Origin of the sequence: Erwinia typographi (assembly GCF_000773975.1) — a bacterium.
Taxonomy (GTDB): domain Bacteria; phylum Pseudomonadota; class Gammaproteobacteria; order Enterobacterales; family Enterobacteriaceae; genus Erwinia; species Erwinia typographi.
Genome location: NZ_JRUQ01000017.1, coordinates 1 through 14644, shown reverse-complemented (window position 1 = coordinate 14644; position 14644 = coordinate 1). Strand labels below are relative to the sequence as shown.

16 protein-coding genes and 1 pseudogene are annotated in these 14644 nt (G+C 61.1%); 15 read left to right on the top strand and 2 right to left on the bottom strand.

Translation table 11 applies throughout. The features are described 5' to 3' along the window. On the top strand, positions 1-339 hold a 339-nt coding region (locus tag NG99_RS29855; protein ID WP_232298161.1), incomplete at its 5' end, for a hypothetical protein. Positions 340-371: 32 nt separating this feature from the next. Here the strand turns inward: NG99_RS29855 and NG99_RS04005 are convergent. Together NG99_RS04005 and NG99_RS04000 are read right to left on the bottom strand one after the other, a co-directional pair. Further along, complete coding sequence (locus NG99_RS04005; protein WP_034888660.1) at positions 372-698, bottom strand: type II toxin-antitoxin system PemK/MazF family toxin; 327 nt, start codon at positions 696-698, stop codon at positions 372-374. Beyond that, positions 695-913 (bottom strand): antitoxin MazE family protein, encoded by a 219-nt coding sequence (locus NG99_RS04000; protein WP_034888658.1) that lies wholly within the window; start codon positions 911-913, stop codon positions 695-697. Before NG99_RS04000 ends, NG99_RS04005 begins: the two co-directional genes overlap by 4 nt. Positions 914-1041: 128 nt before the next feature. Between NG99_RS04000 and NG99_RS27450 the strand changes: the two genes are divergently transcribed. The 14 genes and pseudogenes from NG99_RS27450 to NG99_RS03935 form a co-directional block, all read left to right on the top strand. Further along, positions 1042-1950 carry a DUF6012 family protein gene (locus NG99_RS27450; RefSeq protein ID WP_052130546.1) on the top strand — a complete coding sequence of 303 codons (909 nt, stop codon included), beginning with the start codon at positions 1042-1044 and terminating at the stop codon, positions 1948-1950. Between the two features lie 41 nt (positions 1951-1991). Further along, positions 1992-2537 (top strand): hypothetical protein, encoded by a 546-nt coding sequence (locus NG99_RS03990; RefSeq protein WP_034888656.1) that lies wholly within the window; start codon positions 1992-1994, stop codon positions 2535-2537. Positions 2538-2562: 25 nt separating this feature from the next. Further along, complete coding sequence (locus tag NG99_RS27445) at positions 2563-3165, top strand: hypothetical protein (RefSeq protein ID WP_157032543.1); 603 nt, start codon at positions 2563-2565, stop codon at positions 3163-3165. A gap of 60 nt (positions 3166-3225) precedes the next feature. Then, positions 3226-3513 (top strand): hypothetical protein, encoded by a 288-nt coding sequence (locus NG99_RS03980; protein ID WP_034888654.1) that lies wholly within the window; start codon positions 3226-3228, stop codon positions 3511-3513. A 116-nt stretch (positions 3514-3629) separates the two neighbouring features. Then, entirely contained in the window at positions 3630-3887 is a 258-nt protein-coding gene (locus NG99_RS03975; RefSeq protein ID WP_034888652.1) for a hypothetical protein, read from the top strand. Then, positions 3884-5992: a type IV conjugative transfer system coupling protein TraD gene (gene traD / locus NG99_RS03970; protein ID WP_052130544.1), complete on the top strand. Its 2109-nt coding sequence runs from the start codon at positions 3884-3886 to the stop codon at positions 5990-5992. The genes NG99_RS03975 and traD overlap by 4 nt, the downstream gene beginning before the upstream one ends. Before the next feature lie 8 nt (positions 5993-6000). After that, positions 6001-11199 carry a conjugative transfer relaxase/helicase TraI gene (gene traI, locus NG99_RS03965; RefSeq protein ID WP_034888650.1) on the top strand — a complete coding sequence of 1733 codons (5199 nt, stop codon included), beginning with the start codon at positions 6001-6003 and terminating at the stop codon, positions 11197-11199. A 5-nt stretch (positions 11200-11204) separates the two neighbouring features. Beyond that, positions 11205-11714: a hypothetical protein gene (locus NG99_RS03960; protein WP_034888648.1), complete on the top strand. Its 510-nt coding sequence runs from the start codon at positions 11205-11207 to the stop codon at positions 11712-11714. Positions 11715-11798: 84 nt separating this feature from the next. Further along, positions 11799-12332 carry a phospholipase D family nuclease gene (locus NG99_RS03955; RefSeq protein WP_034888646.1) on the top strand — a complete coding sequence of 178 codons (534 nt, stop codon included), beginning with the start codon at positions 11799-11801 and terminating at the stop codon, positions 12330-12332. A gap of 41 nt (positions 12333-12373) precedes the next feature. Beyond that, positions 12374-12823, top strand: coding sequence for a hypothetical protein (locus tag NG99_RS03950; RefSeq protein ID WP_034888644.1), 450 nt, complete (start codon positions 12374-12376; stop codon positions 12821-12823). Positions 12824-12833: 10 nt separating this feature from the next. After that, positions 12834-13226 carry a hypothetical protein gene (locus NG99_RS03945; protein WP_034888642.1) on the top strand — a complete coding sequence of 131 codons (393 nt, stop codon included), beginning with the start codon at positions 12834-12836 and terminating at the stop codon, positions 13224-13226. Between the two features lie 164 nt (positions 13227-13390). Beyond that, on the top strand, positions 13391-13663 hold the full coding sequence (locus NG99_RS03940) for a RepB family protein (protein ID WP_034888640.1): 273 nt from the start codon (positions 13391-13393) through the stop codon (positions 13661-13663). Between the two features lie 210 nt (positions 13664-13873). Next, positions 13874-13951 carry a RepA leader peptide Tap gene (gene tap, locus NG99_RS30320; protein WP_072017529.1) on the top strand — a complete coding sequence of 26 codons (78 nt, stop codon included), beginning with the start codon at positions 13874-13876 and terminating at the stop codon, positions 13949-13951. Beyond that, positions 13944-14644: pseudogene (locus NG99_RS03935) on the top strand (Replication protein); the annotation flags it as partial. The gene tap and the pseudogene NG99_RS03935, both read left to right, overlap by 8 nt.

Here is a 14644-nt window from a genome sequence, read left to right as displayed (position 1 = left end):
AGAATCGTGTACAGGGTCTTCAATTGGTTTTTTCATATTAGTTCTGCAATATCTGTTCAATCAATTCTGTCAAGAATAAGTGATGAATCTTTTGAAAAATACACAATCCTTAAGCTTCTTAAAAAGAAGGTTGTCTTTTACGGTTCTATATGGATGGCCTTTATTGTCATGGCGGGTATCTTCTCAATTTTTTCCGAGTTGAACATAGCTGCTTTAGTCGGAGGTAATTTCATCTTTACTATTTTCCTGGCAATTATCTTCAATATTGACATTGGCCGTTATCAAATATCAGGTTTGTGGGGTTCTCTCAAAGCTGCCAAAGCAAATTTTAGTCAGTAAACAGAGGTGGCTTACTGCCACCTCTGCACTTATCACTTTGCAATACCGAGAAACACCGCCAGACAGCGTTCCACTTCAATCAGCGTGTCGACGTGAATATGCCCGAAAACCGGGCCTATCTTTTCACGCCGTGAAGTGAATGCTTTATCAATCATTACCTGCGAGGGTTTCTCCAACCCGTTACCGGTATCCGGCGCCACTGTTATCCGAAGGAGTGGAGCATTAATGATTGTGCCCGTTACTGGCAACAGCGTTACTGAAGTATGTGAACTGAACTGATCTGCCTGAATAACAAGCGCGGGGCGGGGTTTACCAAAATCCCCCTGCATGGCAACCGTAACAAAGTCTCCCCGGTTCAATCTGTCCAGCCATCAATATCTGTTATCGAGTCGTCCATCAGTGCCTGGATCTCTTCATCCTCTCTGTCTGCCTGCGCGGCCAGAAGGCACTGCCGACGGCATTCTTCTGAGAAGTCAGGGCGCCGGGTATCCGGAACCCAAATCTGTACTGGCCTGAGACCTGCCTGGCGCAGGGCATCCCGGTGCTTCTGAACGCGTGAGTTTACGTGTGCCATTCCGGCCTCCTGAGTGTTACATGAAACACCCAGCATACTCCGCATGTCTGTTACATGCAACGCAGTGACACGTATACCTTCACGCTCTGCAGCGTGAATTCAAATTAACCAGAACTAACGAGGTGAACATGCTGATTCATCTGACCCCGTCGTATTTCCTGCAGTACTGCAACGTGTCCGTGGAGCTGATCGATGTCTCCGTACCTGAGCTGGGACTGGTGCTGGAGAACGGCAGGGATGTGACCGTCCGTTTTCCTGCACCCAATAAGCGGCTGCACTACGTCTGCCGCAAAAAAGGGCGCAAAGCGGTTTATGGCATTTTTATTGAGACTGACCGTCCTGTGAATGATCTCACCCTTATCACCCGCTGGGCCGTGCGCGGCGCGGTGTGCCTGCACCGGGTGCATATGCATATCACCGGCACTGACGATGCGGTGACCGACGTCATTCACCTCTGGTCTGCGCACGCCCGCACGCCATTTGGTGACCGGTCATCGCCTGACTCCAGGGAGTGGATACCCGCCGCCTGTCAGCCACGTCTCAGCGTTGCGGCCGCAGACCGGGTCTCACAGCGTGAGACTGCCATCTGGCGCAGGGCAGACCCCGCTGGCCTTATCCGCGAGCAGACGGAGTTCTACCCGGTGCCAACCGTTGAACCCGAACGTCTGACCACGGAGGGATGGTGGAACCGGCGTCTGCCTGTCCCGGATGACGCCTTTACCGCCACCGTCAGGGACTACCCTGACACGCTGCGCGTGCTGTACCCCGGTCCCGGCGTGACGGTCTGCCCACTGTCAGAGCATCTGCAGCTGATACAGGACGACCTGATGCGGGAAGGGCTGGAGGAGGCGTTTAATCGTCTGATTGCTCCGGTCATGGAGGATATCCGTGACCGCTGCCCGGTGTTCTTCACCAATACCAGCAATCTGATGGACAGCATCCGCTGCTTTTCACCGCGCTTCCAGGCACTGCCGGAGGCCGGTAAAGCCTTTGTTGAAAGCCAGATTAACCAGCCGCTCTTTCAGTTCGCTGACTGACGCCATTCAGCCTGTCGCATAACGTACAGAGGACATGAACCATGATGAAAAGTGATATCCCGCAACTCCGTGAACTGGTCCGTAAGACCCGGTCGTTGCTGGACGCCCCCGACCTGTGCCAGCTGGAGGCGGTGGTGACAGCATCAGAGGAACTTGACCGTATTGCGCAAAAGCTGCGGTGGCGGTTACGCCCGACGCCGGGGAAGGTCAGTGCCATCGGCCTTATTCTGTGGCGGGCACGCCTGCAGGAAGTGGATAGACAGGGGAGAACGTCTGCGGCTGTGGCCACCCTGGGGGACGCAGCGGACCTGCTGAAAAAGGTGTATTCCATTCTGAATAAGGGGTGGGTGTACCGGTCCTGGGTCAGCTCAAATTATTCCTTCGTGTTTTGCGTGATATTCACCGGGGTCATTTATGGTTTGTTTTCACTGGCGTTGTGGGCCGGTGCCCCGCTGATAGTCTGCTCAGTCGTCCTGGCAGGTGTAATTGCTTTGATGACCGCCGTTGCCATCCGGGACAAAGATGGTGTGGCCACTTTCTGGTCGTTGTATGGGCTGGTGCCGTTATACGTGCTGTGGCACGTATAAAAACAACAGGCAAAGAGGGGTACGTATGAAGCGGAGACATTATATGCAGGACATCAGCACGCAAAGCGATTTTTTATACGTAGAGGCGGCCATCAGCCGCATTTGCCAGACCCTGGAGACCAGGCCGTTCAGCCAGTTTTCTGGCGATAGCGATATCCAGATATACCTCACTGAAATCCGGCGTTCGCTCCTCAGCAGACGCTTTCCTGATGCCGACGTTGTTGAGTACCTCTGTGACGATCTGCGGCAGGAGAAATTCAGGGTGGTGCGCGAGGAGGGGCGTCAGTCCCGGTCAGCGGCTGAGATCCAGGTGGTGATCGATTCGCTCAAGGACCTGCACCGGTTGCTGCAGCTCACTGTCCAGTCCGGCCCCGGCCCTTCACCGTCAGACACTGACGATCTTTTTTCCCCGAAAGTGTCTGGTGTACTGGTTGCGGGGTCAGTGGCGGCACTGATATTCGCATTCCTGGTCTTTTATCTGGGGCCGGATCGTTCCCCGGTGTATGCCCTCTGCGCGCTCTCTTCCGGCTGCCTGTCGTATTTACCTGACGGACTGGATAAGGCGGTTTTTCTTTTCTGGACGGCGGCTTTCACCGTCCTGGCGCTGGCCACCCTGACCGGCGCGTGACGTACCCGCACCACCCTGACATCTCTGCTCTTTCTCTTAACCTTAAGCAGGAGTAAGTCCATGCGCAAAATAACCACCCTCTCCGGTCGCGTGCTGTACCGGAGCGGGCAGCTGGTGACGTCTGCCAGCCACATCACCGCCAGTTTTATTCAGCTCACCGCCACGGGATGGGCACTGCTGCTGGCCGTGATGCTGATATGCCTCCCGGACGCGGATAACACGGGAAGCCATAAAAACCACCGGCGATGTTATCGCGCTGCTGAGAAGCACCCTGTGGGTGAGCACCGTCATCAGCCTGAACGTCGTCCTGTTCAGGGAATTCTGTCGCCACACCCTCTGAGCCTGTAAGCCCGACCCGCCCGCCGCAGTGCCTGACATCCCTGTCAGGGCGAGGAGGCGGAATATCACCACCGCCCGTACCCGGGCACGTTCACACTGAACCCACACCCTGCGGGGGATAAATTATGCCTGCCAGTATTATCCGCGTCACTCAGGTGACCTGCGGCGACCCGAACGCACCTGTCGCCTTCTTTGCTTCTGACGCTGCTAGCGTCGTGTACTTCGACACCGCCCCCGGCCAGACGCCTGACGCGGTGCGTGCGCAGATATTCCGGCTCTTTGAGGATGCCATTAACCCGGACTACGACCCGGTCAGCGGGCAGGGCAGTTTTCAGACCCTTGACCGTGACCCTGACATCGCCAGCTATGAGGTGCCCTTATGAGCCTTAATGCCCGCGACTTCACCCAGGGTGGCCAGGTCCTGAAGTACATGATAGGCATGTTCATGCAAATCATGAACATCGCCTCTTACTGGGTGATGATGTTCACACTCGTTATTTTCCTTGCCTGGATGTTACTGCGCCTGACGCTGCAGGCGTTTCTTCACGGCAGCGCGTACTGGCTGATTAAGTGGTTCATCATGCCCTTCAAGCACGTCACCGGTAAAACGCCGGGCGGCAGCTGGACGTTTCACTTTGAGCGTCCCACCGGCGAGGTGGTGACGTTTAAGCACACGGCGCTGCAGGTGATGACCGACCCGTACTTCATCCAGATGGGGCAGGCGGTGAAGAACGCCGCCTTCTACGGCTGGGGCATCGCCGCCTTCACCTTTGTCGGCACCATTATGGCCATCACCTGGTATCTGGGCCAGAAGGGCAAAAAACAGCGCGACAACGAGCAGACCGGCGGCCGCGACCTGGTGGACAACCCGCAGGCGATCAACCGGCTGCTGAAGAAAGCCGGAGTCATGTCGCCGCTCAGTATCTGCGGCCTGCACATCCTGAAAGACTCCGAGATGCAGAACTTTGCCTTCCACGGCACCGTCGGGTCGGGCAAGAGTACCGCACTTAATGACCTGCTCACGCAGCTGCGTGCGCGCGGCGACCGCGTCATCGTGTACGACAAGGGCAATAACTTTATCCCCACTTTTTACCGGCAGGACAAGGACAAAATCCTCTGCCCGTTCGACGAACGCTGCGCCCCGTGGGACCTGTGGGAAGAGTGCCAGACGATTGGGGATTTCGAGAACTTCGCCACGTCGCTGCTGCCCGACAGCAGCGGCAGCAGCGACCCGTTCTGGGTGCTGTCGGCGCGTTCACTCTTTGTGGCCACCGCGCGGCGCATGGCGCGTGAAAAAGACCGCAGCATCGGTGAGCTGCTGAAAAAGCTGATGTCCATCAGCCTGGCGGACCTGCGCCAGTTCCTGGACGGCACCGACGCGGCCAACCTGGTGGACGGCAGCATCGAGAAAACCGCGATGACCATCCGCACCATTCTCACCACCTACGTGCGCTCGCTGCGCTACCTGCAGGGACTTGACCAGTCAGGCCGCCATCCGTTCAACATCCGCGACTGGCTGCACACGGAGGACGCCTCCGGCGACAACCCGTGGATATTCATCTCCAGCGATGGCCAGAACCATAACGCGCTCAAGCCCCTGCTCAGCGCGTGGCTCTACATGACCATGTCCGGCATTCTCGGCCTGAAGGCCAGCCGCGAGCGGCGTATCTGGCTGCTGATGGATGAAATCCCGAGCCTGCACAAGCTGCCTATCCTGTCGGAGTTCTGCGCCGAGGGGCGCAAGTTCGGCGGCTGCCTCGTGGCGGGGCTGCAGAACTTCCCGCAGCTGGAAGTCTGCTACGGGCCGGTTCAGGCAAAAGACATCTGGGACCTGCTCAACACCCGCATTTTCTACCGGGCGCCCAGCGGGGAGGTGGCGACGTTCGTACAGAAGGAAATCGGCGAGCGGCGCCATAAAAAGTTCCGTGACCAGTACAGCTACGGCGTCGACATCATCCGTGACGGCGTGTCGTTCTCCAAAGACGAGGTGAATGAGTTCCTGGTCAGCTACTCCGACGTGCAGCGCCTTAATGACCTGGAATGCTACGTCACCCTGCCGGGTGACTGGCCGGTGGTGCGCATGAAGCTGCCCTGGAAAGCGTACCGGACCATTGCTGACGGCCGTATCCCCCGTGAGGTGGAGGATGTGTTCGATGCGGACCTGGAGGCGCAGCTGACCGAACCGGATCTGCTGACCGACAACGTGGTCAGGCGGCTGTTTGGTGACGTCGACAGCACGGCGGCCGGAACCGTGCCACCCGCTGCGAAAGCGGCCGCCAGCGGCCCGCCCGCAGAGACACCGCCTGCCGCCAGTGAAGAGCCTGACGGGCGTGAGGTCAGCCTGCCGCAGACCCGTGCCGGTGACGCTGCCCCGCCAGCCACACCGGCACAGAGCAGCCCGTCATCCCCACCGCCGCCGGACCTTACCGGGGCGCAGCTGGACGTCCGGCATCACGAGGCCGGTGCCGATTTTCAGGACCGTATCTGAGGTGACCCATGCTGTCAGTTTCCACAGTCAAAAGTGCGGGCGGTGCCGGTAATTACTACACCGCCGAAGACAACTATTATTTCCTGGGTGAGCAGTCCACGGGCTGGTACGGCACCGGCGCGGAGTCGCTGGGGCTGGAGGGACCGGTGGATAAGGCGATGTTCACCGCCGTGCTGGAAGGCCAGATGCCGGACGGCACCGACCTGTCGCGCATGGAGAACGGCGTCAATAAACACCGTCCCGGCTATGACCTGACCTTTTCGGCGCCGAAAAGTGTGTCGGTGCTGGCGCTGGTCACCGGCGACAGCTATCTGATTGAGGCGCACAACCGGGCGGTTGAAAAGACCCTTGATGAGATAGAGAAGACAGCCACCACCCGCACCATGCAGGACGGCGTGTCGGTGATGGAGCAGACCGGTAACCTGCTGGTTGCCCGCTTCCTGCACGACACCAGCCGCAATCTGGACCCGCAGCTGCACACGCATGCGGTGGTGGCCAACGCCACGCTGGCGGCGGACGGCTGGAAAACGCTCTCAACGGATACCAGGAACCGGCAGGGCTTCACCGACCAGGTGTGGGCGCTGCAGGTCAGCTACGGCGCCCTGTACCGGGGCTTTTTACGCAATGACCTTGAGGGGATGGGATACCCGACAGTCACCACCGGTGAGCGCGGGGAGTGGGACATTGAAGGCGTGCCGGTGAAGGAATTTTCCTCCCGCCGTCAGGACATTCTCGACGTGGTGGGGGCGGATGCCAGCGCGAAGGCCAAAAGCATGGCCGCGCTGGACACCCGGCAGAAAAAAGACTTCAGCGAGATGGAGTCCGTCAGGGAACACTGGCAGGCGACGATGCAGGACACCGGCTTTGATGCGGCTGCGCTCCGGGAGCGGGTGGCGGAGAACCGGGCGCAGCGTCAGGCAGAGCAGGAACATGACGTGCCGTCACCGGAGTCAGGCAGCGGTAAAGGAAAAGCCACCGGCGTCCGGGCGGAGGCCCGGCCGGAGCGCACAGCGATTGACGCAGAGGTGAGCAGCGCCATCGCCCGCCTGTCGGAGAAAAACGTGCGCTTCACCTACGACAGCGTGCTGACCAGCGTGCTGACGCATGTGCCGGTCGACAGTGGCGTGCTGTTTAAGGTCCGGGGTGCCGTGGATGAGGCCATCTCCCGGGGCGCCATGCTGGCGGTCGACAAAAACCAGACCCTGTTCACCTCCGCCGCCCACCTGCGCGATGAGCAGCGCCTGTCGCAGGTGGCCGCCGGTCTGGCGGAAAAGGACGGCACGCTGCAGCCGCCGGGCAGTGAGCGGGGCGTGATGGCGCAGCTGGCGGAGGCGAACCGCGCCGTCACCCTGGTGGACATCCGGGGCAGCCAGGCGTATCTGCAGCAGTTCAGCGCCTCGGTGGCGGCGATGGCGGAAAAAAATGCCCGCCCGCTGGTTGTGGTGGCCGCCGACGGCGGCGGGGTGAAGCGCCAGGCGGCGCTGTTCGCTGAGCAGCGTGACGTCACGCTGACCACCCCCGCAAAGCTCGCGGAGACGCCGCTGCCGGAGAATGCGCTGGTGCTGGTCAGTGAGGCCGAGCGCTTCAGTACCACCGCCATGCACGACGTGCTCAAAACCGCAGGCATGCAGGGCGCCACCACGGTGGTGGCGGACACCCACGCCCGGCGCACCACCGGCTTTGCCACCGAGGTGCTGAAGGCGGCCGGGGTGAAGAGCTTCACCGCCAGCGCCGCCGGAGATGCGGTGGCGGTCACGCTGGTGCAGAAGGACACGGTGGACGACCGGCTGACGGTGGCCGCGCGGTACTACGCGCAGGAAGCGGCGGCCGGGAAACAGGTCACCGCGCAGGCCGGTAACGCGAAGGCCCGCGCGCAGCTGACCGGCAAAATCCGTGAGGCGATGACGGAAGACGGCTCCCTTGGACGGGTGCTGACGCAGGTGACCGTGCGCGAGCCGGTATGGCTCGATGCCGCCAGTCGTAATGACCGCACAAAATACCGGGAAGACATGGTGCTGGAGCACCACACCGGTCAGGGGGAGCATGCGGACTTCACCATCACCGGCGTCAGCGAGAGGCACAACCTGCTGACGCTCTCGGATGAGAAAGGGCAGACGCAGGGGCTGAAAATCAGCGACATCGACAGCCACTGGCGCCTGTTCAGCGAGAAAAAGCTGGAGCTGCGCGAGGGCGAGCGGCTGCGTACCTTTGCTGACATCCACGTAAAAGCCGGTGCCGGTGACACCCTGACGGTCACCGGCCTGAAGACGGGGCGCTGGCTGTTTAAGGATAAGCTGGTGATGGAGAACAGCAGCGGCCAGCGGCTGCAGGTGAGTCCTGACGTGCCGCTGTATGCCGGGTACGGCTACGCGGAGTCGTTCGGCGCCACCCGGCGCACGGAAGGGAGCGTGATTGCGGTGCTGGCCGGGAAAGACGTCAGCGACACCACGGTCAACATGCTGAAGCGAAGCGGTGACAGTGTCACCGTATTCACCCCCCTGGATGAGCAGACCATCGCAAAACGCCTGGAGGAGAACCGGCCCTCCGTCACCGTCACCGGCAGCGTGACGTCCCTGAGCGGCCATGATGAACTGACGGACGCGCTGCGCACGCTGGCGTCGCGAAAGATGACGAACGGCGAGCGTATTGTCCGCCAGACCGTGGAGAAGGTGACGGGCGGCAACGTGACCTTCAGCACCGCGAAGGTGATGGCAGATATCGTTAATGACGAAGCGATGCTGACCCAGGATGCGGAACTTCAGCTGCGGCTGCTGGAGAGCCGGGGCGAAATCATTCCGCTCAGCGCGGAGCAGGGTGCGGCCGGGCTGTACATCACCCGCGAGAACTTCAGCAACGAGCTGACCATCCTGCGCCACGTTGCTGAAGGGAAAAATGCGGTGGTGCCGCTGGCGCCCGGCGGGCTGACGGCAGAGCAGGCCGGGCCGCTGACGGACGGCCAGCGGCAGGCGGCTGACCTTATCCTGACCTCCCCTGACCGCATCACCGCCATCCAGGGCTATGCCGGGGTGGGGAAAACCACCCAGTTCCGCACCGTGGCCACTGCGCTTAACGCGCTGGACAGCCCGCCGGTGATTGCCGGTCTGGCGCCCACGCACCGGGCGGTCAGCGAGCTTAACGGCGCCGGGATACCGGCGCAGACCATCGCCAGCTTCCTGAGCGAGAACAGCCAGTGGCAGGCCTCCGGCGAGGCGCGGGATTACAGCAACACGCTGTTCGTTATCGATGAGTCCTCGATGAACGGCAATGCGCAGATGGCCTCCCTGCTGACGGCCATCACGGAGGGCGGCGGCCGTGCGGTGCTGAGCGGTGACCGTGACCAGCTGAAATCGCTGGAGTCGGGCGTACCCTTTGCGCTGGCGCTCGAGCGCAGCGCCGCCGATGTGGCGGTGATGAAGGAGATTGTGCGGCAGACCCCGGCGCTGAAGCCGGCCATTGAGGCCATCATTGCCGGCAACGTGAAGGAGGCCGTCACCGTGGCAGAGCAGGTGCCGCCACAGACCGTCCCCCGCCAGGCAGGGGCTTACGTGCCCGGCAACAGCATGGTGGACGTGACGGCCCTGCAGGCTGAGGCCGGAAAAGAAGCCCGTGAAGCGGGCGCCCGGGCGGGACTGCCGGAGGATGAAATCTCTGTTCCGGCGGTGAACATCTACGAACTCGTGGCGGATGACTTCACCGGCAGAACGCCGGAGGCCCGCAACGACACGCTGATAGTGACCCCGCTGAACGCTGACCGGCGACTGGTGAATGACCGGGTGCATGAGGGGCTTAAAAAGAGCGGTGAGCTGGGTGAGTCGGTCACGGTGAGGCAGCTGGTCCGCGTCGGGAACAGCAATGCTGACCTCGGGCGGCGCTCATTCTGGCAGGAGAACCGGGGCAATACCGTACGGATGGGCGAGGCATACTATGAGGTGGGCGCCTTTGAGCACCTCAGCGGCATTTTCCGGCTGCACGGGCTGGAGGGCGCTGACGACCGCTGGTTCATGCCGCCGGAGCTGCGCAAGGAGAACGTGGCGGTGTTTGAGTCCCGGTCCGTTGAAATCAGCACCGGCGAGAAAATCCGTCTCACCGCCACCGACCGCGAGCGGGGCGTGCGGGCGAGCGACATGGCCACCGTCACCGGCGTCACGCGGGACGGCCAGATTACGCTGGACACCGGCGACCGGTCACTGACCCTGAACCCCCGGGCAGCGCTGGCTGACCAGCACCTGGACTACGGCTACGCCGTCACCACCTACAGCGCCCAGGGCGCCTCGGTGCCGTACGTCATTGCCCTGGTGGGCAGCGACAGGGCCAGCGGCATGATGGCGACGCTGGACAACACCTACGTGGCGCTGTCCCGGGCAAAAGAGCATGTGCAGCTGTATGCCGGAAACCTTGAGAAATGGACGGGGCTGGTTGAGCGCAACAGCGGTAAGCGCCAGACCGTGCATGACGTGATGATGCGCACGGAAGACCTGCGGGCGGGCCGGGAAGTGCAGCTGTGGGAAGCCAGCCTGCCGGTGGCGGAAACGCGGCTGGCGCAGCGCACTGACAGCGACCTGACGGCGGACGCGCGGTTCCTCTCCGGGAAGGCGCCGGAGGTGATGTGGCCGGTCATCAACGAACACGGGCGGCAGCGGGGCAACTGGCATGTGCCGGTCTCACCCGCCACGGGCGCCCTCAGTCTGGAGAACGCGCACTATGAAGGGGCGGCCGACGGCACCCGCATCGTGCTGCAGAAGGGCGAGGGCCGCGCTGCCGCCCTGGAGGCGGCCACGCCGGATGAGGCGCTCGCGCTGATGGCGGAAAACCCGCAGAGTCCGGTGGTGCTGCGTAACGACCCGCCTGCCGCACAGGAGGACGCCACCCCGGACGGAGAGGAACGGGTGCGCAGTGAGGCAGAGCTGCAGCAGGCCGCTGACGCCGCGCTGAAGACGCAGGCGCCGGAGCTGCAGCCTGAATCCACCGGAGAGCCTGACGCGGCACTCACCGCAGAGGAGGTGCTGCTGAAAGAGGCGGTCGCTGAACTGGAGCAGGACGCTGAACTGGCGCAGGCAAATGACTATGACCACAGCCCTGAACACGAACAGAAGCAGGAGGAAAAACACGCGACTGAACGGCTGAACGATGAAGTGAACATTGTGCGCCACGACCGGCCTGAGCCGGACGCGGACCGACTTCCCAACCGACAGAAAACCCTGGAGTAACCCTGATGATGACCTTACTGGCCCCGGCCACCGTGGCCGTGTTTGTGTACATGCTGCTGCTCTGGCTGCCGGAGCTGCAGGACCCCGCGCCGGTGCTGCGGCGCTGGAGCCGGACCGGCGGTAACCCGGCCAGCTTCCACGCCGCTGACGCCGTGGTGACCGCCGCCACCGGCCGCTTTGCGGCGCGGCACGCGCTCACTGAGACGCAGACCGCCCTGCTGAACGGGATGAGCAGCCGCCCGGCGATGGTGCCGGTGACGCTGCTCATTCATCCGGCGCTGGTGCGCTTCGACGGCACGCGCTTTGTGCGCGGCAGCGCGTTTAACCTGCTGCTGGCGGGGCTTGCCGGGCTGGGGCTGATATTTCCGCCGACGGTCGGCGCCGCGCTGGGTGACGTGCCGCTGTGGGTCTTCCCGCTCACCGATATCGTCACCTTCGCGATGGGCTGGTTTTTGCTGAAAAACGCGCTGTCAGATATCAGCCTGATTAACCTGGTGCTGACCGGGAAACACTGACGGCCTGCCGCCCTGCGGTTGGCCGGTCCCTCACAGAGGCGATTAGAAACCGCCGTCTGCTCACGACCCCTGAAAGGAAACCTTATGCACAAACGTCACCTGCCGCTGTTACTCAGCGGCCTGATACTGCTCTGCCCGCTGACCGTTCCGGCCGCCCCCGGCGTCAGCGTGGGCTTCTCGCCGGAGGGCACGGCACAGACGCTGGTGCTGAACGTCATCGACAGCGCCACGCAGCAGATACGCCTCGCCGGTTACAGCTTCACCGCGCCGGACATCGTGCAGGCGCTTATCCGCGCGAAGGGACGCGGCGTGGACGTGAAGGTGGTGCTCGATGAGAAGGGCAACCGCAGCAAGACCAGCCAGGCGGCCATGAACCTGCTGGTCAGCAACGGCATCCCGGTGCGCACCAACGGGAAGTACGCCATCCTCCATGACAAAACCCTTATCACCGACGGCCGCACGGTGGAAACCGGCTCGTTTAATTACACGCGCTCGGCTGAGCAGCGGAACAGCGAGAACGCGCTGGTCATCCGCGACATGCCTGAGCTGGCCGCCCGTTACCTGACGCACTGGCAGTCCCGCTGGGACGGCGGTGATGATTACCGCCTGCCGTACTGATTTTACCCCCGATAATCAGCCCCCTGACCTGGAGTAACACCATGAAAAACACGACAGATAATCGCCTCACTGACCTCATCACCGGCCCTGATGACAGGATGCTCAGTGAACCCGCCATCACATCGTCCCCGGAAGGGGGCCAGCCAGTGACAGAAAAAGGGCGACTGAGGCTGACCCTGAGGTATGCCACTCCGCAGACCGGCGCATTTATGGCCCGGCTGTGGCAGGCCTTTTTTATCGCCGGGATTAGCCTGCTGCTCGCCGGTTGCGGCGTCTGGTGGTGCAGCCACTGGATGTTTGACGCGGTACTGGCGGACCAGATGGACCCGCAGGCGCTGCGGGTGAAAGCCATCTGGAACGTGCTGATGTATTTTGTGCCGCTGACGATGGTCATTACCGGCGCGGTGATGGCATTTGTTTCTCCGGTGCTGGCACTGATTTATCTGTTACCGGACCCCGTACTTACCCGCAGCAAACCGGCACAGGACTGAAGGAGGAGCAATGGCTAAAGAACGTTACCTGTTTGACGTGACGACCACGGACAGAATTGAGCACACCAAGGCGTACGAGGATTTTATCCGCAGCATCCGGCTGAACCTGCCCCGGGTGAAGAAAATTGAGGTGACCTGCTACCGGGCCGGGAATGCGGTCACCGAACTGGTGATGTACCACAGTGAGGGCAGCCAGCTCTGCCTGACCATCTGGGAGGGAAAACTCAGCCTGCCCCCGCTGTTGCCGGACAATGTCCGCCTGTCGCTGCTGGAGATCTCGCTGCAGGACGTGACGGACATTCTGATCCTGGTGACGTCGCTGGCCCGGCTGTACCGGCTGGCGCCGTATCTGCCGGGCGATCCGCACTCATCTGCGGTGCTGACGTTTATGCAGGAAGAGTAAGGGCACGCCAGCCCTTACTGTTTCAGTGATTTTTTATACCCGATCACGTAATCCTCCTGACGGGCAGTACGCCAACTGCCCTGAAAGGAAAAAAAGTGAACCTATCACCCTGAACGCTGTGCTATCCTCCGGAAAAGTTTTCATTTTTTTCTGAGGTGGTCAATATGACACAGCAGTCAGCACCCTCGTTGACCCACGGTAAACGCAGTAAGAAACGCGATAAACCTATGAGCGGTGTAGAGCGGCAACAAGCTCTTATTGCCAGAAGGAAAGAAACACACAGTGAGTTAAGGCTTTACATAACAAAGCCGGTCAAAGCAATGTTGCAAGATCTCTGTAAGGCTGAGGGACTAACGCAAAACGCTATGGTCGAAATGTTGATTGTTGCGGCAAGTAATAACGCAGATAACGATGAACGCGGCAATGTTAAGGATTAACTTCGTTGAGTATTTCGGATTTAGGTGATAGATTACGGATCGTTAACGTATTTTGGCGGGCCACGCCTTAAGGTGGCAGGGAACTGGTTCTGAAAAGAATAAAGAGCCAGAAAAAAGAAAACCCCGATAATCTCAGCTTTGGCGGGCCAGAAGATTAACCGGGGTCACTAACAAAACCGTATAGAAGCTGTTGCTCTATACGGGGAGTATATGTGCATGCTCAGAAAAAGACAATACCTTCTGTGCTTACTCCTTCTGCGCGACATAAGCGCAGGCAGGGGTGGCTGACCAGATTGTTGCTTTACCTCATTCTGACACCCCCGGTTTATACCGGCCTTCACGGCGCGGCGAGTCCAACCGTCTCAGGAAAGGACTGTCCAAAACCCACCGTAATCATCAGCCCGTGTTTAACGGCAAAATCCCGCGCGGCATGGCAGCCAAAGTCGTTGCCTGTTTCCGTGGCCACGACTGGTGCCGCAATCATGACCTGATTGCGCTGCGTCAGCAGGGCTATACGCCCTACACCCGCATGTTCGATCCGTCCTTCCGGCCGAAGCCGATGCGCATCACCCCGCGTTCAGAGAGCCGGGAAGCGCTGACCGCGCTGTCGCTGGTGCTGGCGGCCAACTGTGACTACAGCCCGGATAGCGAGTACATGTTCGAAGTGATGCTGCCGGTGGAAGAAATCGCCCGGCGGATGGGGGTGCTGCACGTCTATGAAAGCGGCCGTAAAGCCTACGACGTCCTGCTGCACGCGCTGCGCGTCCTCGAGCAGCTGGACTACGTCGTGGTTCACCGCGACCGCGATACCGATTCCGGCCAGAACAAGCCGGTGCGCATCTTCCTGACGGAGCGGTGCTTCACCTCACGCGGGATGACCGTCGAGAACGTGCGGGAGTGGCTGCACAAGTACCGCCAGTGGGCGGTGGCCACGGGCGTGGCAGAGTCAATGCGCGAGAAGTACGCCCGTCATCAGCTGAA

What these genes read in the sequence shown, in the direction of transcription:
- NG99_RS27450 (WP_052130546.1), top strand. Translation starts at nt 1,042, where the DNA reads ATGCTGATTCATCTGACCCCGTCGTATTTCCTGCAGTACTGCAACGTG.
- NG99_RS03940 (WP_034888640.1), top strand. Translation starts at nt 13,391, where the DNA reads ATGACACAGCAGTCAGCACCCTCGTTGACCCACGGTAAACGCAGTAAG.
- tap (WP_072017529.1), top strand. Translation starts at nt 13,874, where the DNA reads ATGTGCATGCTCAGAAAAAGACAATACCTTCTGTGCTTACTCCTTCTG.
- NG99_RS03950 (WP_034888644.1), top strand. Translation starts at nt 12,374, where the DNA reads ATGAAAAACACGACAGATAATCGCCTCACTGACCTCATCACCGGCCCT.
- NG99_RS27445 (WP_157032543.1), top strand. Translation starts at nt 2,563, where the DNA reads ATGAAGCGGAGACATTATATGCAGGACATCAGCACGCAAAGCGATTTT.
- traI (WP_034888650.1), top strand. Translation starts at nt 6,001, where the DNA reads ATGCTGTCAGTTTCCACAGTCAAAAGTGCGGGCGGTGCCGGTAATTAC.
- NG99_RS03960 (WP_034888648.1), top strand. Translation starts at nt 11,205, where the DNA reads ATGATGACCTTACTGGCCCCGGCCACCGTGGCCGTGTTTGTGTACATG.
- NG99_RS03945 (WP_034888642.1), top strand. Translation starts at nt 12,834, where the DNA reads ATGGCTAAAGAACGTTACCTGTTTGACGTGACGACCACGGACAGAATT.
- NG99_RS03955 (WP_034888646.1), top strand. Translation starts at nt 11,799, where the DNA reads ATGCACAAACGTCACCTGCCGCTGTTACTCAGCGGCCTGATACTGCTC.
- NG99_RS03990 (WP_034888656.1), top strand. Translation starts at nt 1,992, where the DNA reads ATGATGAAAAGTGATATCCCGCAACTCCGTGAACTGGTCCGTAAGACC.
- NG99_RS03980 (WP_034888654.1), top strand. Translation starts at nt 3,226, where the DNA reads ATGCGCAAAATAACCACCCTCTCCGGTCGCGTGCTGTACCGGAGCGGG.
- NG99_RS04000 (WP_034888658.1), bottom strand. Translation starts at nt 913, where the DNA reads ATGGCACACGTAAACTCACGCGTTCAGAAGCACCGGGATGCCCTGCGC.
- traD (WP_052130544.1), top strand. Translation starts at nt 3,884, where the DNA reads ATGAGCCTTAATGCCCGCGACTTCACCCAGGGTGGCCAGGTCCTGAAG.
- NG99_RS03975 (WP_034888652.1), top strand. Translation starts at nt 3,630, where the DNA reads ATGCCTGCCAGTATTATCCGCGTCACTCAGGTGACCTGCGGCGACCCG.